Raw genomic sequence first — 19,838 nt, 5'->3', positions numbered from 1 at the left:
CCAGCTCAGACGGCCACCAGGTCGTCGGCGTGCACGGCGGGCCGCCGCAGTTCATCGGGTAGCGCCGAGGTGGACCGGCCCATCATGGTGGCCAGTTCGGCAGCGTCGTAGGCCACCACGCCGCGCGCCACCACCGTTCCGTCGGGCCCGCACAATTCGACGACGTCGCCGCCGAAGAACTTGCCCGACACCGCGGTGATGCCCGCGGGCAACAGCGAGCGACGCTGGGAGACGACGGCGCGCACCGCGCCGGCGTCCAGCGCTAGCGACCCGGCCGACTCGGCCGCATAACGCACCCAGAACCGGCGCGCCGACATCCGCTCGGCCCGCGGCGCGAACACGGTGCCCACCGAGGCATCGGTGAGTGCGGACGCGGCATCGTTCGCCGGGGCCAGCAGCACCGGCACCCCGGCGTCGGCGGCCAGCAGCGCCGAGGACATCTTCGACGCCATCCCGCCGGTGCCCAGGTGGCTGCCCTGGCCGGCGATCACCCCGTCCAAGTCCTGCGGGCCGGTCACCTCGGGAATGAACTTGGCGCCCTTGACTTTTCGCGGATCCGCATCGTAGAGGCCGTCGATGTCGGAGAGCAGCACCAGCGCCTCGGCGCCCACCAGGTGCGCGACCAGCGCGGAGAGCCGGTCGTTGTCGCCGAACCGGATCTCGTTGGTAGCCACCGTGTCGTTCTCGTTGACGATCGCCACCGCGTGCAGCGCGCGCAGCCGGTCCAGGGTGCGCTGGGCGTTGGTGTGCTGGACCCGCATGGAGATGTCGTGCGCGGTCAGCAGTACCTGCCCCACGGTTCGGCCGTACCGGGCGAACGCCGCACTCCACGAGTTCACCAACGCGACCTGCCCAACGCTGGCCGCCGCCTGCTTGGTCGCCAAATCCTTTGGCCGACGCGCCAACCCGAGTGGCTCGATACCGGCGGCGATGGCCCCCGAGGACACGATGACGACGTCGGTGCCCGCTTTCATCCGCGCCTCGATGGCATCGGCCAGATCGGCCAGCCGACCGGCGTCGAACATGCCCGACTCGGTGGTCAGCGCCGTGGTGCCGACTTTGACGACCAGACTGCGCGCGGTACGGATGGCGTCGCGATGCGGGCTTCTCATCCGGGTTCGCCAGGTTGCGCATCGCGTTCGCGGCGCTGCCGCCGGGCCGCCTTGCGCTCCGAAGCACCCATCCGGTCGGTGCGCTCCAACCGCGCGTCGGTGCCCCGCCCGGTCAACGGAACATCAATTCCCGCAGGGGTTTGCGGCTCCCAGTCGAAAGTCATGTCACCGATGGTCACCGCGCAACCGGGTTGCGCGCCCAGGCGCAGCAGTTCATCCTCCACGCCGAGACGGGCCAACCGGTCGGCCAGGTATCCGACGGCCTCGTCGTTGTCGAAGTTGGTCTGGCCGATCCAGCGCTCGGGCCGGGCGCCGGTCACCACGAAACCGCCCTGCCCATCCGGTTCCACGGTGAAACCACTGTCGTCCACCGGAACCGGGCGGATCACCGGTCGCCGCGGCACCACCGCAGGACGCGCCGCGTGGTACTCCGATACCATCTGCCACAGCCCGAAGATCAACGGCTGCAACCCTTCTCGGGTCACCGTCGACACCAGGAACACCGGCCAGCCGCGCTGCGCGATCTCGTCGCGGACGAACTCGGCCAACTCACGGGCCTCGGGCACGTCGATCTTGTTGAGCACCACCGCCCGTGGCCGCTCGGCCAGGTCGCCCAGCACCGCGTCGCCCTGCAGTGTGGGCGTGTAGGCGGCGAGTTCGGCTTCCAGAGCATCGATATCGGAGATGGGGTCGCGACCGGGCTCGGCAGTGGCGCAGTCCACCACGTGCACCAGCACCGCGCACCGCTCGATGTGCCGCAGGAAATCCAGGCCCAGACCGCGGCCTTCCGACGCACCCGGAATCAGACCCGGCACGTCGGCCACCGTGAAGGAATTCTCGCCGGCCGAGACCACACCCAGGTTGGGAACCAGCGTGGTGAAGGGATAGTCGGCGATCTTGGGCTTGGCCGCCGAGATGACCGACACCAGCGAGGACTTGCCCGCCGACGGGAAGCCGACCAGCCCGACGTCGGCGACCGTCTTGAGCTCCAGGGTGAGGTCGCGGGCCTGCCCGGGCTCGCCCAGCAGTGCGAAACCCGGGGCCTTGCGGGCTCGGGAAGCCAGCGCGGCATTACCCAGGCCGCCGCGACCGCCGGCGGCCGCCTCGAATCGGGTGCCCGCGCCGACCAGGTCGGCCAGCAGCCGGCCGTTCTCGTCCAGCACGACGGTGCCGTCGGGAACCTTGACCTCCAGGTCCGCGCCGGCCGCACCGTCACGGTTGTTGCCCATCCCCTGCTTGCCCGACGGCGCGGTCACGTGCGGGCGGAAATGGAAGTCCAGCAGCGTGTGGACCTGCGGGTCGACGACGAAGACGATGCTGCCGCCGCGGCCGCCGTTGCCCCCGTCGGGGCCGCCCAGCGGCTTGAACTTCTCGCGGTGAACCGATGCGCAGCCGTTGCCGCCGGAACCCGCCCGCGCATGTATGACGACCCGATCGACGAATCGAGGCATCGGGCTATCCCCTTAATTGGTCGCGGGCGCACCCGCGGCGCTCAGGCCCGGACTAGTCCGAGCTGGGCCCGACGATGCTCACGGTCTTGCGGCCGCCCTTGACGCCGAACTGGACCGCCCCGGCCGCCTTGGCGAACAGGGTGTCGTCGCCGCCGCGGCCCACGTTGACTCCGGGGTGGAACTTGGTGCCGCGCTGGCGGACCAGGATCTCACCGGCCTTGACTACCTGACCGCCGAACCGCTTGACGCCAAGTCGCTGAGCTGCCGAGTCCCGACCATTGCGTGAGCTGGAAGCGCCCTTCTTGTGTGCCATGTCTGTCGCCCCTAGTCGCTACTTGATGCCGGTGACCTTGAGCACCGTCAGCTGCTGACGGTGTCCCTGCCGCTTGTGGTAGCCGGTCTTGTTCTTGAACTTGTGGATGCGGATCTTGGGCCCCTTGGTGTGCTCGAGCACTTCACCGGTGACGGCGACCTTTTCCAGGGCCTTGGCGTCGGTGGTGACGTCGGCGCCGTCGACGACCAGGGCGACCGGCAGCGACACGCTGGCGCCCGGCTCCGACTCCAGCTTCTCGACCTTGACGACGTCGCCGACGGCGACCTTGTACTGCTTACCGCCGGTCTTGACGATTGCGTAGGTCGCCATCGGTTCTCCTGCCTCTTCGTCCTCGTGCTTCGCGCGCGTGCTAGCGACGGTGCGCGGTGGGTGGTCTTGTGCGGGTTCAGTGCGAGATCTGTGCCCCACTGTCACCGGCCAGCATCTGCCCGGCCTGACGACAACTGTCCAAGGGTACGTGACCAGCGGCTACAGGGTCAAACCGGGCATGCGGCCCAGCGTGTGCTGCTGTTATCCCTCTTCACCTAGTCAGCGTGGATCGGCGGCCCGGCCGGCCGGCCGGCCGCGCGCCGGCGGCGTGGGCCGATAACGGAGACCTGCTCGACCACCACGACAGATGCTCTGGTGTCGGTGGTGTCGTCCTCGTCGCCCTCGTCCTCGTCGTCGTCGGAGTCCTCGTCGTCCTCGTCCTCGTCGGAGTCGTCGTCCTCGTCGGAATCCTCGTCGTCCTCGTCCTCGTCCTCGGTGTCGGCGATCTCGTCGGACTCGTCGTCCTCGACGTCTTCGTCTTCGTCCTCGTCCTCGAGGTCGTCATCCGCCAGGTCCTCGTCGTCGAGGTCATCCTCGTCATCGGAGTCCTCCTCGTCATCGGAGTCCTCCTCGTCGGTGTCCTCGTCATCGGAGTCGTCGGAGTCCTCGAAGTCCGCATCGTCGGCGTCGTCCGCGGCAACCAGGTCGGCGGGCAGTAGCTCTTCGCCCGCACCTGCCGAATCCTCTTCCGACTCATCGGATTCGTCGTCGTCACGGGCGGACGCGGCCATCGCCTTGAACATCGGGTGCTCACCCGGGGCGTGCACCCGCACCTTGGCCACCACGGCCTTTTCACCGTTCTCGTCGGAGCGGTTCTTCTTGGACCGCCGATTGCGCCGGCTGGTGGACTCGGACTTGCGGCCGGTCGCCGGTGCCGAGTCGACCGGGTCGGCGTGCAGCAGAATCCCCCGGCCCGCGCACTGCGGACAGGAACTCGAAAACGCCTCGATCAGGCCGGTACCCAGCCGCTTGCGGGTCAACTGCACCAGGCCCAGCGACGTCACCTCCGACACCTGGTGACGGGTGCGGTCGCGGGCCAGCGCCTCGGTCAATCGGCGCAGCACCAGGTCCCGGTTGGACTCCAGCACCATGTCGATGAAGTCGATCACGATGATGCCGCCGATGTCGCGCAACCGCAGTTGGCGCACGATCTCCTCGGCGGCCTCGATGTTGTTCTTGGTGACGGTCTGTTCCAGGTTGCCCCCGGAGCCGGTGAACTTGCCGGTGTTGACGTCGATCACCGTCATGGCTTCGGTCCGATCGATCACCAGGGTGCCGCCGGACGGCAGCCACACCTTGCGGTCCATCGCCTTGGCGAGCTGCTCGTCGATGCGGTGCACCGCGAACACGTCCGGAGCGTTCTCACTGGCGGGCTCATACTTGGTGAGCTTTGAAACCAGGTCGGGAGCAACGGAATTCACGTAGTCGTTGATAGTCGTCCAGGCTTCGTCGCCGGACACGATCAGCCCGGAGAAGTCTTCGTTGAATAGGTCCCGGATGACCTTGACCAACACGTCGGGCTCTTCGTAGAGCGCCACCGCGGCGCCCGCGGCCTTCTGCTTGGTCTCGGCGGCCTTGGCATCGATCTGGTTCCAGCGTTCCTGCAACCGGGTGACATCGCCGCGGATGTCCTCCTCTTTGACGCCCTCGGATGCGGTGCGGATGATGACGCCCGCATTAGACGGAACGACCTCGCGCAGGATCTCCTTGAGCCGTTGCCGCTCGGTGTCGGGCAGCTTGCGGCTGATCCCGGTCGACGATGCGCCCGGCACGTACACCAGATAGCGCCCGGCCAGGGAAACCTGCGTGGTCAACCGCGCGCCCTTGTGACCGACCGGGTCCTTGCTGACCTGCACCACCACGTAGTCGCCCGGCTTGAGCGCCTGCTCGATCCTGCGGTCTGCCCCGCCCAGGCCGGCGGCCTCCCAGTTCACCTCACCCGCGTAGAGCACGCCGTTGCGGCCGCGGCCGATGTCGACGAACGCGGCCTCCATCGAGGGCAACACATTCTGCACAATGCCCAGGTAAATGTTGCCGACCAGCGATGCCGAGGCGGCCGACGTCACAAAGTGCTCCACGACGATGCCGTCTTCGAGCACCGCGATCTGGGTGTATCGGGCACCTGGGTGCGGAGGTTCGGTGCGCACCCGGTCCCGGACCACCATCACCCGTTCCACGGCTTCGCGGCGGGCCAGGAATTCCGCCTCGCTCAGTACCGGCGGCCGGCGCCGGCCGGCGTCGCGTCCGTCCCGGCGGCGCTGACGCTTGGCTTCCAGCCGCGTCGAACCGTCGATGCCCTTGATCTCACCGGAACCGGACGAGTCGCCGTTGTCCGAACCCGACTTCCCGCCGCGCGGTGCGCGCTCGTGTACGACGGTGTTGGGCGGGTCGTCCGGCGACGGGCTGTCGTCACCGTCTTCACTGGCACCCGACTTGCGCCGCCGGCGCCGCCGGCGACGGCGACTGGCGCCGTCACCCGAACCGTTGTCGTCGTCGCCGTTGTCGCTGCCGTCGGCGTCGTCGCCGTCGCCGTCGTCGGATTCTTGGTCCTGATCGGAATCGGTGCCGTCCTCGCCGGTTTGGCTCTGGTTCTCCCCGGGCCCGTCCGGACCGCCCTGTTCCCCGCGACCGCGGCCACGTCCCCGGCGACCCCGCCGACGTCGCTTGTTGGCCGGGCGGTCGGCCTGATCGTCCTCGTCGTCATCGGCGATGTCGGCGACCTCGTCCTCGGCGTCCTCGTCTACCTCCTCGACGGCGGGGGCAGCAGCCGTAGGTTCGGTGCGCTCGGGCAGCGGCTGCGGTGCGACGAACAGCGGCATGTACGGCGGCCGCTCGGGGGCGGGCCCGGGCGTCTCCGGCGTCTCCGGCGTCTCGAGCAGCAGCCGCGACTCGGGCTCGGCGGGCTGCGCCTCAGCGGCCTCGGCGGCGGCCTCGGGCTGGGTGTCGGGTTGCGCCGCGATCAGGTCGCGCACCCGCACCGCGTCGACCTGATCGACGCTGGAGTGCGCGCTGCGGACCCGCCCGTCCAGCGCGGCCAGCGCATCCAGGACCCGCCTGCTGGTGGTCCCCAGGGTGCGCGCGAGCGAATGGACTCTCAAGCGGTCCGGCAGTTCCTCGTGCGGTGTCGGCTCGTTTGCTGTGTCTGAAGGTGGGGCACCGTCTACCACGTATTCTCCTCAAGCCCCCGGGCGCGTCGTCCTAGTCGACGCGGCCACGCGAGGGCTTCGCTATGAGTCCGGGTCACTTCTCCCGGACTTGTGATGGTCTCGCCCCGAGCGGCCCAGATCGAACCCACTCGGCGCCGTACTGAATGACGGCCCGACCTGCTGCGCCGCACCGCGGACTGGCGATGGTCGCGCTTGTCGAAGTCTTCATTCGGGTGACCGACGCCAGTTCGACGACGTTCACCCGAGAGTCAGTATCCCACACCCAGAAAGCGAGTTGGTCACCCCTGAGCCGGAGGCCCGCACCGCACTACCGGCGCGCCGAGGTCAGAGGCCGGGAAACCAGAGCCCGATCTCGCGCTGGGCCGACTCGGCCGAATCGGACCCGTGCACCAGGTTGTACTGCGTTTCCAGGCCGAAATCGCCCCGGATGGTTCCGGGCGTGGCCTTGTCCACCGGGTCGGTCCCGCCGGCCAGTTGCCGGAATGCCGCGATCGCCCGCGGTCCCTCCACTACAGCGGCCACCACCGGCCCCGAAGTGATGAACTCCAGCAGCGACCCGAAGAACGGCTTGCCGTCGTGTTCGGCGTAGTGCTGGCGGGCCAGCGCGTCGTCGACGGTCCGCAGCTGCAGGGCCGCCAGGGTGAGCCCCTTGTGCGCTCGATGCGGCTGAGAATCTCCCCGGTCAACCGGCGTTGCACGCCGTCGGGCTTGATCAGTACCAGGGTCCGTTCGGTCACGGTGGCTAAGACTAAAGGTCCGACGGGCTGCACCCAAACCGCTACGCTGCCGGCGGCCCTTCCTGGCGGCGCCGGACCTCGGCCCGCAGATAGGCGATCAGCGCCCACACCGCGGCGAACAACACCCCGATGAACCCCACCGCCGGGTACACCAGGAAGCCCGCGACCAGCGGCAGCTGTGCGGCCAGATTGACCCAGATCGCCCAGGGTTTGCGCTGGACACCGGACAGTGCCACCAACACCACGGCCAGCCCGATCAGGTAGCTCAGCGAACCCGCACCCAGGCCGCCCCCGACCACACCCACCACCGGTATCGCCAGCAGCACCACGATCGCCTCGAGGATGAGCGTGCCCGCCATCACCCCGGCGAAGCTTTTCCACGGGTCCGGCGCGGCGTTGGTAGGCGGCGACTGCCCGGTCATGCCGGATCACGTCCGAACAAGGTGCGGGCTGCGCCGGCGGTGACGACCGATCCGGTGATGACGATTCCGGCGCCGGAAGACAGGTCCTCTGCTTGGGCCGCGTCCACCAGGGCGGTCGCGGCGTCGATGGCGTCGCGCATGTTCTCGGCGGTGACCACCCGGTCGGGTCCGAACCGCTGCTGGGCCGCCAGCGCCAACCCCTCGACGTCGAGAGCTCGCGGCGATCCGTTGTGGGTCACCACGATCGAGTCGAACACCGGTTCCAGCGCGGCCAGGATTCCGTCGACGTCTTTGTCGGCCATCACGCTGAGCACGCCGACCAAGGTCGCGAAGTCGAACTCGTCGGTCAGCGTCCGGGCCAGCGCGGCCGCCCCGGCCGGATTGTGCGCGGCGTCGATGAAAACCGTTGGGGCGCTGCGCATCCGCTCCATCCGTCCGGGGCTGGCGACGGCGGCGAAGCCGGCCCGCACCGCGTCCACGTCGAGTTGGCGCTGGGCCCCTGCGCCGAAGAAGGCCTCGACCGCGGCCAACGCCACCGCCGCGTTGTGCGCCTGATGTTCCCCGTGCAACGGCAGATAGATGTCGGTGTACACCCCACCCAGGCCCTGCAGCTCGAGCACCTGACCCCCGATCGCGACCTGGCGCCCCAGCACCGCGAACTCCGAATCCTCGCGGGCCACCGCGGCATCGGCGCGCACCGTCTGGCTCAGCAGCACCTCCATCGCCTCCGGCTGCTGCCGGCCGATCACCGCGACGGTGTCCGGCGAGCCGTCGGGCGCCCGGGTGATGATGCCCGCCTTCTCGCCCGCGATCCCACCGATGTCGTGACCGAGATACTCCACGTGGTCGACTCCGATCGGGGTGATGACGGCCACCGGTGCATTGATCACGTTGGTGGCGTCCCAGCGTCCGCCCATCCCCACCTCGACGACGGCGACGTCCACCGGTGCGTCCGCGAACGCCGCGAACGCCATCGCGGTCAGCACCTCGAACTTGCTCATCGCCGGGGCCCCGCCAGCAATTGCCTGTTCGTCGATCATCTGCACGAACGGCTCGATCTCCCGGTAGGTCGCCACATACCGGGCCGGACTGATCGGCTTGCCGTCGATCGAAATCCGCTCGACCGCGGCCTGCAGGTGCGGGCTGGTGGTACGTCCGGTACGCATCTGCAGGGCGGTGAGCAACGCGTCGACCATCCGGGCCACCGAAGTCTTGCCGTTGGTGCCCGCGATGTGGATCGACGGGTAACTCAACTGTGGCGAGCCCAGCAGGTCCAGCAGCGCGCTGATCCGGGTCAGGCTCGGCTCGATCTTGGTTTCCGGCCACCGCTGGTCCAGCAGATGCTCGACCTGCAGCAGTGCGGCGATCTCGTCCGGCGTGGGCGCGGCGTCGGTGACCTGTTCGGACCAGTCAGGCTCGGGATTCACTGCAGCGCAGCCAGTCTGGCGGTGATGCGGTCAAATTCCTCTTGCGCGAGCTGCTGACGCCCGCGGATCTTGCCGACGACCGCTTCGGGCGCCTTCGCCAGAAAGTCCGCGTTGGCCAGTTTGGCCGCGGTCGAGGCCAGCTCCTTTTGCGCTGCGGCCAAATCCTTTTCCAGACGCCGGCGTTCGGCGGCCACGTCGATGGTGCCGGAGGTGTCGAGCTCGACCACCACCGTTGCGGTGCTCAGTCGCACTTCCAGCGACACCGACGCACCGAAGTCGTCGCCCGCAGCGGTGAGCCAGGCCAGCGACGTCACCGCGGGTACCTGTCCGGTCAGGTCGGCGTCGTCCACGCCGGTCAGCCGCGCCGGCACCTTCTGCCGGTCGGCCAGGCCCTGGTCGCTGCGGAACCGGCGGATCTCTGTCACCAGCCGCTGCATGTCGGTGATCCGTTGCGCCGCAACAGGATCCAGGGAGATACCGGAGGGCCTGGGCCAGTCGGCGACCACCAACGACTCCTGCCCGGTGAGGGCCTGCCAGAGCGCTTCGGTGATGAACGGAATCACCGGATGCAGCAGCCGCAGCAGCGCGTCCAGGCCGGCGGCCAGCACTGCGGTGGTGTGGGTAAGACCTTGGGCGAGTTGGGTTTTGGCCAGCTCGACGTACCAGTCGCAGAACTCGTCCCAGGCGAAATGATACAGCGACTCACACGCCCGGCTGAACTCGTAGCTGTCGAAAGCCGAATCCACCTCGGCCCGAACCTGTTCCAACCGGCCCAGAATCCACCGGTCGGCGTCGGTCAACTGCTCCGGCGGCGGCAGCGGAGCCAAAGCGGCACCGTTCATCAGTGCATAACGGGTGGCGTTGAACAACTTGGTGCCGAAGTTGCGCGAGGCCCGCACGGCGTCCTCGCCGATGGCCAGGTCGCCACCGGGGTTGGCACCGCGGGCCAAGGTGAACCGCAACGCGTCGGCGCCGTATTTGTCCATCCAGTCCAACGGGTCGATGACGTTGCCCTTGGACTTGCTCATCTTGCGGCCGAACTCGTCGCGGATCAGGCCGTGCAGGAACACGTCGGTGAACGGCACCTGCGGACCGCGCGCACCGTCCAGGGTGATCGCGTCGTCACCGCCGACGTAGGTACCGAACATCATCATCCTGGCCACCCAGAAGAACAGAATGTCGTATCCGGTGACCAGAACGCTGGTGGGATAGAACTTTTCCAGTTCCCGGGTCTTCGACGGCCAGCCCAGGGTGGAGAACGGCCACAGCGCCGAGGAGAACCAGGTGTCCAGCACGTCGGGGTCCTGTTTCCAGCCGTCCGGCGGCGTGTCATCGGGACCCACGCACACCATCTCGCCGTTGGGCCCGTACCAGATCGGGATGCGATGGCCCCACCACAACTGGCGCGAAATGCACCAGTCGTGCATGTCGTCGACCCAGGCGAACCAGCGCGGTTCCAAACTTGCGGGGTGAATCACCGTGTCGCCGTTGCGAACCGCGTCGCCGGCCGCCTTGGCCATCGACTCCACCCGAACCCACCACTGCAGCGACAGCCGCGGCTCGATCGGCTCGCCGCTGCGCTCGGAGTGTCCGACACTGTGCAGATAGGGGCGTTTCTCCTCGACCACCCGGCCTTGCGCGGCCAGCGCCTCGCGCACCGCGACCCGCGCCTCGAACCGGTCCATGCCGTCGAATTGCGTCCCGGTGTAAGCGATTCGACCCCTGGTGTCCATGATCGAGGGCATCGGCAACTGGTGACGCAACCCGATCTCGAAGTCGTTCGGGTCGTGAGCCGGGGTGACTTTGACTGCGCCAGTGCCGAATTCGGGGTCGACGTGTTCGTCGGCGACGACGATCATGTCCCGGTCCACGAAGGGGTGCGGCAGCCTGGTGCCCACCAGGTGCCGGTAGCGCTCGTCGTCGGGGTGCACCGCGATCGCGGTGTCGCCCAGCATGGTCTCCACCCGCGTGGTCGCGACCACGATGTGCGGTTGGGAGTCGTCCAGTGAGCCGTACCGGAACGACACCAGCTCGCCTTCGACGTCCTGGTAGTTGACCTCGAGGTCGGAGATCGCGGTCTGCAGCACCGGCGACCAGTTGACCAGGCGCTCGGCCTGATAGATCAGTCCGGCGTCGTAGAGGCGCTTGAAGATCGTCCGCACCGCCCGCGACAGACCTTCGTCCATGGTGAACCGGTCGCGGCTCCAGTCGACCCCGTCGCCGAGCCGGCGCATCTGGCCACCGATCGCACCGCCGGACTCACGCTTCCAGTCCCACACCTTCTCGACGAACAGCTCGCGGCCGAAGTCTTCCTTCGTCTTCCCGTCGACGGCAAGCTGCTTTTCCACCACGCTCTGGGTGGCGATGCCGGCGTGATCCATGCCCGGTTGCCACAGCACCTCGTAGCCCTGCATGCGCTTGCGCCTGGTCAGGGCGTCCATCATGGTGTGCTCGAGCGCGTGGCCCATGTGCAGGGTGCCGGTCACGTTGGGTGGCGGCAGGACGATCGAGTACGCCGGTTTGGTGCTATTCGGGTCGGCGGTGAAGTAGCCGCCGTCGAGCCACTTCTGATAGATCGTGCCCTCCATCGCGGCCGGATCCCACGACTTGGGCAGCTGGTCGTCGGCGGGGCGGGGGCTGGCGGTCACCGGTCAATTCTAGGAACCGCCAGCCACGCCACCGCTTATGGGCCTGAAACCGCAGCGCAAACGCCCGATTACGGGATGGTGAGCTCCTGGCCGGGGTGGATCAGGTCGGGGTTCGGGATGCCGCTGGCATCCGCGATCACCTGGTACTTGCTGCCGTCTCCGTAGAAACGCTCGGCGATGGCCCACAGGGTGTCACCGGACTCCACGGTGTAGGTCCGCGCGGCGGGCGGAGCGGGCTCGGCCGGCTCTTCGGCAACCGCCTCGGACACCACTTCTTCGGCCGGCGCGCTGTCGTCGGCGCTCTTGTCGTCGGCACCGGCGGCTTCGGCATTCGGGTTGGCCGGCGGCGGCGCGTCGGTCTCGGTCTTGGTGGACCACGCCGGACCGTCACCGGAGTAGAGCACCAGGTTGCGGTCGTCCTGCAGAACCAGTCGGACGTTCTTCTTGCCCTTGGTGTCGGTGTGCCACACCGGCTTGTCGGCGGTGTAGAGCACGAAGTTGCCGTCGCGCTGCACCTCGGCACGCACCACATCCTGACCGTTGGTCGAGGTAGACCACAGCGGCTTGCCCCACACGGCGAGGACCAGGTTGCCGTCGTCCTGCAGGGTCAGCGTGTACGCCCCGTTGTTGGAGACCAGCGACTCCCCCCGCACCAGTTTCTGTCCCTCGGTGAGTGTGTCTGACATGACTTTCCCTCTCAATCTCGTTTGGCCGGTCGACAGACGTCGACCGTGCTACCTACACCCCTGAATTCGAACTACTGACCTCAAGACGGCCCAGACCTGATTCCGATCAACGCAATCCTGTTGTCGCGCTGGCTATTTCTTGCCGCCCAGCAGGCCGCCCAGGATGTCGCCCAGACCGCCCCCCTTGGCGCCCAGCACACTGCCGAGGATGCCGCCGAGAGACTTGTCGTTGCCGCCCCCGAGGATGCTGCCCAGGATGTCACCGAGCCCACCGCCGGAGGTGCGCTGCTGCGCGGCGCTGGTCTCCGGCGCCCCGCCGGAACCGAGCTGTTTTCCTATGTAGGCCAACACAATTGGCAGGATGACCGGCAACAGCTGCTTGAGCAGGTCGCTGTTGCCGGCTCCGCCACTGGCCAATGCCGCTGCGACCTGGTCGGTGTCCTTGCCGCCGAACAGGGTCGCGACGGCCTGATGCCCGGCTGCTTCGTCGACCTGGGCCACACCGCCGCCGGCGTCGAGCAGGCCGCGGGCGGCTTGACCGCTGGCCGCAGACTCGATCTTGCTGGCATTCTCGGGGTCCTGCGAGGTGTGCTGCAATCCGCTCAGTAGCACCGGCACCAGCGTATGTACCGCTTTTTCCACCTCGCCTTGATCGGCACCCAGCTTGGACGCGATGTCCGAGGTGGAGATTTGCGCGTACAGGTCATCGAGCCCGGCCATTGGCTATCCACCTTCGTTGCGGTTGGGTAAAGGCGCGTCACTTACGACACTAGACTCGCGCGATCTGGTTCGACACCCCTAGACGCAGCCCAATTCCAACCCGTGCGTCAATTTAACCGCTCGGTCCGCAGGGATACACCCGCGCTTGGGAAACGCGCCAGCAGCGCATCGCCCATCGCGGCCGCGGGGGTCAGCACGCCGTGCAGGTCGGAGAGCTTGTCGCGGTCTTTAGCCAGCGCGAGCCCGCACTCGCCCAGCAGAACCGAGGTCGCCTGGTAGCCGGGGTCGCCGCGCTGCTCCATCCGCGCCACATAACGCGCACCGGTGCTGGTCGTGGTGTAGGTGTCGATCTTGTAGTAACCGCGCTGCCGACTCTCGGCGCTGGGCCCGGTGCCCGGCTTCGGGACCACCCGTTCCACCAGTCGCGGCGGCAGCAGCCGGAAGTAGCGGCTGCCCAGACCCATCATCACATTGCCCAGTCCGGTCACCACCGCCGAGGCCAACGGCGCCACCGGCGAGGATCCCACGCTCATGGTCTCGCTGTAGCGGAACCGTCGCCCGTACGCCCAATCCAGCAATGCGTTGCTACGCCGCACAATTCGAGTGTTGTAGGGCGCCATCAAGAAACCCGCCGTCCATACACCGTCCAGTTCCGGAGCGATGTGACGACCCCGGCGCAGCGGCAGGTCGGGCTGCGAACCCAGCTCGGGTTCCGCGCTGCGGTCGGTGCTCAGGGTGTAGGGGTCGGTCATCTGGCGGCGCGCTTCGGGATCCTCTGATGCGGTACGCAGCACCTCCAGCACGGACGCGATGGTGCCCCCAGAGGCGCCGCCTCGCATCGAGCGCACCACCAGGTTGGTGTCGTCCAGCTCACCGGTGCCGTCGCGCTGGGCGGCACGATACAGCGCGAACACGGAGAGGTCGGACGGGATCGAGTCGAAGCCGCAGGCATGCACGATGCGGGCACCGGTGTCGGCGGCCTGCTTGTGGTAGAGGTCGATGCTCTCGCGGACGAACATCGCCTCGCCGGTCAAGTCGGCATAGTCGGTGCCCGCCGCAGCACACGCGGCCACCAGCGGCGGCCCGTAGCGGGTGTACGGCCCGACGGTGGTGATGACGACCCGGGTGCGGGCTGCCATCTCCTCGAGGGTGGCCGGTCTCGTGGCGTCCGCGCACACCAGCGGCCAGGACTGGGCGGGCTCCCCCCCAAATTCTCGCGCACCGCTTTGAGCTTGTCGCTGGACCTGCCGGCCAACGCGATGCGCGCGTCGCCGCCGGCCCGGGCAAGGTATTCAGCGGTCAGCTTCCCCACGAAGCTCGTTGCGCCGTAGAGGATGATGTCGAATTCGCGTGGTGTTTCAGTCACCCGCCCGACGCTACTCGCGGGGTGCCGCGGTTCTGAGCGTGGCCCGGACCGACGAACGGACGCAAAAGCACCCGACACGCCGAAGCGTGCGGGTGCTTTTTGCGTCTGTCGCTACTCAGGTCAGCCGCGGCGGCCGCAGACCGGCCATGCGCCGATCCCCTGCGAATGCAGCACGTTCTCGGCCACCCGGATCTGCTCCTCGCGGCTGGCGCCGGCCGGAGAGCCCGCGCCGCCGTTGGCATGCCAGGTGCTGGAGGTGAACTGCAGGCCACCGGCGTAGCCGTTGCCGGTACTGATCCCCCAGTTACCACCGGACTCGCACTGCGCGATCGCGTCCCAGTTCACGCTGTAGGCCCGGACCGGGGCGGGCGCGGGGACCTCGCCGACCGGCGGCGCGTCCGGAGCCGGCTGGCTCGGGTCGAACCCGGCGTTCTCCGGGGCCGGTGGCGCGTCCGGGGCGGGCGGCGCGTCGGGCGCAGGGGCGCGTCGGGCGCCGGCAGAGCGTCCGGGGCAGGCGGCGCGTCCGGAGCCGGCTGGCTCGGGTCGAAGCCCGCGTTCTCCGTGGCCGCCGGCGCGTCGGGCGCCGGGGCGCCGGGGTCGAAACCCGGGGCGACGTTGGGGTCGACGCCGGGGACATCCGCATGAGCGATGCCGGCGGTCGGCACGGTCACGAGTGTTCCGGTAATCGCGGCGACGATGAGCGTCTTGCGGACGTTCTTCAAGGATTGTTCCTTTCGTTGCGCGCGCGCCGAAGCCAGCCCACAGCTGTGGGTTGGGTTGTGCTTGGTGCGTCAACAGGACGCTGATCGCTTCGAGGTGTGCCGTCTCTTTTCGGCACAACAGCGGAGGGCTAGATCTACCGGGGTGGCTGGACGCCATCACCCGCGGGGCGACCCCAAATTTTCGGGCGCCATCCCAGCTCCGCTCACACGCGTATCCGTGGATTCAGTTTTGGTTTATTACGACCCGCTTTCGGGCTACAGGGACCGTACGATAACGATTTGGATTCGTCATCTCGGCCGCAAAGAAGTGTCGGTTCGATAACGGGCGGATCACAGCGCGGCCAACCGATGGTTCCCGCAGGTCAGATACTCGTTTCGGCGTAAAGACGATCCGTTGTCGCAGAACCCGTTTGGTGAGCCGAATCACGCATAAATTGTGAGCTGCACCACCGAATTTCGTTATCCGACACACGATCAAATCAACGGCCGCAGGTTAGTCGAAGTGACCTGCCCCACAAAGAACTTCGTCAAATGTCGTCGGTACCTATTGCAATCCTGCGGTGGATCACACGAGTCCCATTGGCACCTCGGGACATTCGAAAAGCCGTAACACCCGGCAATGCACGAAACCCCGAAAACCCTTACCAAACCTAGTATTTAGCCATAGATCAAGTGAATGTTGTTGTGAGAAAAAATTTTTCAAACGGTAGCCCGATGGCTGACCAACGGTGGGCTACCCCAAAACGCCTGTCGCAGTTGACGTTTGGCGTCAGCGACCCGAGCGCGCCGGTGCGAGCAAGTCATCCTCGGTGTTGACGTTGGTCAACACTCCTGAGGAGGCCAGCACGATCTGCTGGGAATCCGACGCGTCGATCAGGTCACGCATACTGCGCTTCCCGGCAGCGACCAGCTCCTCGATCCGGTCAGCCAGATCCGTGCGGTACACCGCGGCCAGGTAGTGGCTGCGGCCGTCCCACGGCATCACCACCTCGGCGCCGGTCTCGACCGCCAAGCGCATCAGATCGTCGATCAAATCGGGTGTGAGAGAAGGCATGTCGACGGCAGCGACAAACGCCAGCTGAGCCCCCGCCGCGGCAGCGGCCCGTAGCCCACGCCCGGCCGCCGGCAGCGGCCCCAGCCCCCGCACCTCGTCACGCAGAATCGCAGCCGACAACGCCGGCAGCGGTTGCCCCGGCGCAGCCATCACGTAGACCGGCGAACAACGCTGGCTCACCACGCCCACGACGTGCTCGACCAGCGTGCCCGTCCCGCCCGGCACGGGCAGGGTGGCCTTGTCTCGACCCATGCGTCGGGATTCACCGCCGGCGAGCACGATACCGGCCAGTGCGCCGGTCTGGGCAGTGTCCTCAGGCACCTGCGTACTCACCTCAGTCCACGGTCCAGGTGTCGCGTCCCCGCAGCAACGACTGCAGCGCTGCCTGGTCGGACGCGCTGGCCTCCTGCGCGGCCCGGACCTGGGAGCGAGCCGCGTCGTCGTAGGTGGGCCGACTAACGTCCCGGAAAATGCCCATCACCATGTGATCGAGGTTCTGATCCGACAGTCGCGACAACGCGAACGCGTAGGCCGAGTCGTCGTCGTACGCGTCGTGCACGACGATCTCGTCGGCCGACACGTCCGCCGTCTTGGCCACGTCGAGGCCGAATCCCGACTTCACCACGCAGTATTCGCCGTCGGCGCCGAAGACGATCGGTTCGCCGTGGCTCACCTTGATCAATCGCTCTTCGGAGCCCTCCTTGCGCAGTGCGTCGAAGGAACCGTCGTTGAAGATCGGGCAGTCCTGCATGATCTCGACCAGCGCCGCGCCACGGTGCTGGGCCGCGGCGCGCAGCACCTCGGTCAATCCGGCACGGTCGGAGTCCAGCGCGCGGCCGACGAACGTCGCCTCGGCGCCCAAAGCCAGCGAGACCGGGTTGAAGGGGTGGTCCAGCGAACCCATCGGAGTCGACTTGGTGATCTTGCCGACTTCCGAGGTAGGCGAATACTGCCCCCTTGGTCAGGCCGTAGATCCGGTTGTTGAACAACAAAATGGTGATGTTCACGTTGCGGCGCAGCGCGTGGATCAGGTGGTTACCGCCGATCGACAGGGCGTCGCCGTCGCCGGTGACCACCCACACCGACAGATCTTCCCGGGCCAGTGCCAACCCGGTGGCGATGGCCGGCGCCCGGCCGTGGATCGAGTGGAAGCCGTAGGTCTCCAGGTAGTAGGGGAACCGGCTCGAACACCCGATGCCGCTGATGAACACGATGTTCTCGCGACGCAGCCCCAGTTCCGGCAGGAAGTTGCGGATGGTGTTGAGGATGACGTAGTCGCCGCAACCCGGGCACCAGCGCACCTCCTGGTCGCTGGTGAAGTCCTTGCCCTTCTGCGGCTGGTCCGTGACGGGCACGCCATCGTGCTTGGCCGGCCGATGGTGGGGTGCCGCCTCGGTCAGACCGAGATCAGTGCCGGCCAAATTGCTCATCACGTTTGTCACGAGCGCCGCTCCTCCTTATTGCTTCGCTCCGAACGAGTCATGCGTCCGCACCCGCTCCGACCGTGGCCGCCGACAAGCGGGCGACCATCGCCTTGTCCTGTTCGATCTCGGCCAGCGTCCCGCCCAGCGCGGCACGGATGATCCGGCCCACCTCGTCGGCCAGGAACGACAGACCATGCACCTTGCTGACCGACTGCACGTCGACCAGATATTTCGCCCGCAACAGCATCGCCAACTGACCCAGGTTCATCTCCGGACACACCACCTGCGGGTAGCGCCTCAGCACCGAACCGAGGTTGGCCGGGAACGGGTTGAGGTAGCGCAGGTGGGCGTGGGCGACCTTGATGCCCTTGCGCCGCGCGCGTCGGCAGGCTTCCCCGATCGGCCCGTAGGAACTGCCCCAGCCGATCAACAGCAACTCGGCATCGTTGGTGGGGTCGTCGACCTCGAGATCCGGAACGCTGATGCCGTCGATCTTCGCTTGGCGGATACGGACCATCAGATCGTGGTTGACCGGCTCGTAGGAGATGGCACCCGAGCCGTTGGCGGCCTCCAGACCACCGATGCGGTGTTCCAAACCGGGTGTCCCGGGGACGGCGAACTGCCGGGCCAGGGTCTCCGGGTCGCGGGCATACGGTTGGAACGGCTCGCCCGGCTTGGCGAACTTATGGATGATCGGCGGGAGCGAGCTGATGTCCGGAATGCGCCACGGCTCCGAGCCGTTGGCGATCGCTCCGTCGGACAGCACGATCACCGGAGTGTGGTAGGACACCGCGATCCGCACCGCCTCGATGGCGGTCTCGAAGCAGTCCGACGGCGACCGGGGAGCCACCACCGCGACCGGCGACTCGCCGTTGCGCCCGAACAGCGCCTGCAGCAGGTCGGCCTGCTCGGTCTTGGTGGGCAGACCCGTCGACGGGCCGCCGCGCTGAACGTCGATGACGATCAACGGCAGCTCGGTCATCACGGCCAGGCCCATGGCTTCCGACTTGAGCGAGACGCCGGGGCCCGACGTGCTGGTGACACCCAGCGCGCCGCCGTAGGACGCGCCGATGGCCGAGCAGATGCCGCCGATCTCGTCCTCGGCCTGGAAGGTGATCACGTTGAAGTTCTTGTGCTTGGACAGCTCGTGCAGGATGTCCGACGCCGGGGTGATCGGGTAGCTGCCGAGCATGACCTGCTTGTCGGCCAATCGGCCGGCGGTGACGATGCCGTACGCCATCGCGGTGTTGCCTGAGATCTGGCGGTACTCGCCGGCCGGTAGGGAAGCCTTGGACACCTCATAGGTGGTGCCGAAAGCTTCGGTGGTTTCGCCGTAGTTCCACCCCGCTTTGAGCGCCAACACGTTGGCCTCGGCGACGTCGGGTTTGCGGACGAACTTTTCCCGGATGAAGTTCTCACTGGTCTGGATCGGCCGCCCGTACATCCACGACAGCAGGCCCAGCGCGAACATGTTCTTGGCGCGCTGGCCATCCTTCTTCGTCGCGCCGATCGCCTCGACTGCGCCCAGGGTGAGCGTCGTCATGGGGACGGCATGGACGACGTATTCCTCGAGTTCGTCGCTCTCCAGCGGATTGGTGATGTAACCGACCTTCGTCAAGTTGCGTTTGGTGAATTCGTCGGAATTCGCGATCACCATTCCGCCGCGCGGCAGGTCGCCGAGATTGGCTTTCAGTGCCGCCGGGTTCATCGCCACCAGCACGTCGGGCCGGTCACCGGCGGTCAGGATGTCGTAGTCGGCGATCTGGATCTGGAAGGACGAGACGCCGGGTAGGGTCCCCGCGGGTGCGCGGATCTCGGCCGGGTAGTTCGGCTGGGTAGCCAGGTCATTGCCGAAAAGTGCAGCCTCCGAGGTGAATCGGTCGCCGGTGAGCTGCATGCCGTCGCCGGAGTCTCCGGCGAACCGGATAACGACGTTCTCCAGCCGTTGCCTGCTGGATCCGTTATGAGACTCAGTCCCGGCACCGTTGCCGTTCGGATTCACGTCTCCGCCTTCCATTAGCCACCGGATATGCACTCCGCGGCAGCTTGTAGATTACGCGCGCCGAAGTGCCTTACCGCCATCACGTTTTTGGTGTCACTGCAAGTACCAATTATGACACTTCTCTAAGGATTGCTGGTCAACTCCACGTCGCCGTTACCGGCGAGTATGCGGGCAAAAGCACATGTCAGGGTGGCGGCGGCGGGCAGCACAGACAAAACTGTGGTTTTCGTCACTTTCGGTGGAATTTTGCACCGAAT

The 19,838-nt window shown here is 67.4% G+C and carries 12 protein-coding genes and 4 pseudogenes; all 16 read right to left on the bottom strand.

Features of this window, described 5'->3' with window-relative positions; genetic code table 11:
- Positions 1–5: 5 nt before the first annotated feature.
- Positions 6–1,112, bottom strand: a complete 1,107-nt coding sequence (gene proB, locus L6444_RS09830; RefSeq protein WP_236982051.1) for a glutamate 5-kinase — start codon at positions 1,110–1,112, stop codon at positions 6–8.
- The gene (gene obgE / locus L6444_RS09825; protein ID WP_236982049.1) at positions 1,109–2,563 is read right to left on the bottom strand and encodes a GTPase ObgE; all 1,455 of its coding nucleotides are present in this window, start codon (positions 2,561–2,563) and stop codon (positions 1,109–1,111) included. Before obgE ends, proB begins: the two co-directional genes overlap by 4 nt.
- A gap of 52 nt (positions 2,564–2,615) precedes the next feature.
- A complete protein-coding gene (rpmA, locus tag L6444_RS09820) occupies positions 2,616–2,876 on the bottom strand; it encodes a 50S ribosomal protein L27 (protein WP_236982047.1) in 261 nt (86 codons plus the stop codon).
- An 18-nt stretch (positions 2,877–2,894) separates the two neighbouring features.
- Positions 2,895–3,206: a 50S ribosomal protein L21 gene (gene rplU / locus L6444_RS09815; RefSeq protein WP_180914469.1), complete on the bottom strand. Its 312-nt coding sequence runs from the start codon at positions 3,204–3,206 to the stop codon at positions 2,895–2,897.
- A 215-nt stretch (positions 3,207–3,421) separates the two neighbouring features.
- Positions 3,422–6,373 (bottom strand): ribonuclease E, encoded by a 2,952-nt coding sequence (gene rne / locus L6444_RS09810; RefSeq protein ID WP_236982045.1) that lies wholly within the window; start codon positions 6,371–6,373, stop codon positions 3,422–3,424.
- Between the two features lie 324 nt (positions 6,374–6,697).
- A pseudogene (gene ndk / locus L6444_RS09805) lies at positions 6,698–7,110 on the bottom strand (nucleoside-diphosphate kinase).
- Between the two features lie 41 nt (positions 7,111–7,151).
- Complete coding sequence (locus L6444_RS09800; RefSeq protein WP_236982043.1) at positions 7,152–7,532, bottom strand: DUF4233 domain-containing protein; 381 nt, start codon at positions 7,530–7,532, stop codon at positions 7,152–7,154.
- Positions 7,529–8,959: a bifunctional tetrahydrofolate synthase/dihydrofolate synthase gene (gene folC, locus L6444_RS09795; RefSeq protein ID WP_236982041.1), complete on the bottom strand. Its 1,431-nt coding sequence runs from the start codon at positions 8,957–8,959 to the stop codon at positions 7,529–7,531. Before folC ends, L6444_RS09800 begins: the two co-directional genes overlap by 4 nt.
- Positions 8,956–11,607: a valine--tRNA ligase gene (locus L6444_RS09790; RefSeq protein WP_236982039.1), complete on the bottom strand. Its 2,652-nt coding sequence runs from the start codon at positions 11,605–11,607 to the stop codon at positions 8,956–8,958. The genes folC and L6444_RS09790 overlap by 4 nt, the downstream gene beginning before the upstream one ends.
- A gap of 68 nt (positions 11,608–11,675) precedes the next feature.
- The gene (locus L6444_RS09785; protein ID WP_236982030.1) at positions 11,676–12,293 is read right to left on the bottom strand and encodes a LysM peptidoglycan-binding domain-containing protein; all 618 of its coding nucleotides are present in this window, start codon (positions 12,291–12,293) and stop codon (positions 11,676–11,678) included.
- Positions 12,294–12,425: 132 nt separating this feature from the next.
- Positions 12,426–13,013 (bottom strand): DUF937 domain-containing protein, encoded by a 588-nt coding sequence (locus L6444_RS09780; RefSeq protein ID WP_236982028.1) that lies wholly within the window; start codon positions 13,011–13,013, stop codon positions 12,426–12,428.
- A 107-nt stretch (positions 13,014–13,120) separates the two neighbouring features.
- Positions 13,121–14,379: pseudogene (locus L6444_RS09775) on the bottom strand (saccharopine dehydrogenase family protein).
- A 120-nt stretch (positions 14,380–14,499) separates the two neighbouring features.
- Positions 14,500–15,101: pseudogene (locus tag L6444_RS31035) on the bottom strand (transglycosylase family protein).
- Between the two features lie 769 nt (positions 15,102–15,870).
- Positions 15,871–16,476: a molybdenum cofactor guanylyltransferase gene (gene mobA, locus L6444_RS09760; protein WP_255731154.1), complete on the bottom strand. Its 606-nt coding sequence runs from the start codon at positions 16,474–16,476 to the stop codon at positions 15,871–15,873.
- 13 nt (positions 16,477–16,489) lie between these two features.
- Positions 16,490–17,585: pseudogene (locus tag L6444_RS09755) on the bottom strand (2-oxoacid:ferredoxin oxidoreductase subunit beta).
- 49 nt (positions 17,586–17,634) lie between these two features.
- Complete coding sequence (locus L6444_RS09750) at positions 17,635–19,581, bottom strand: 2-oxoacid:acceptor oxidoreductase subunit alpha (RefSeq protein WP_236982026.1); 1,947 nt, start codon at positions 19,579–19,581, stop codon at positions 17,635–17,637.
- Positions 19,582–19,838 lie beyond the last annotated feature (257 nt).

The sequence above is a fragment of the Mycobacterium kiyosense genome, assembly GCA_021654635.1.
Taxonomy (GTDB): Bacteria; Actinomycetota; Actinomycetes; order Mycobacteriales; family Mycobacteriaceae; genus Mycobacterium; species Mycobacterium kiyosense.
Note: the sequence above shows the minus strand (reverse complement) of the source record. Positions and strands in the feature narration are given on the sequence as shown.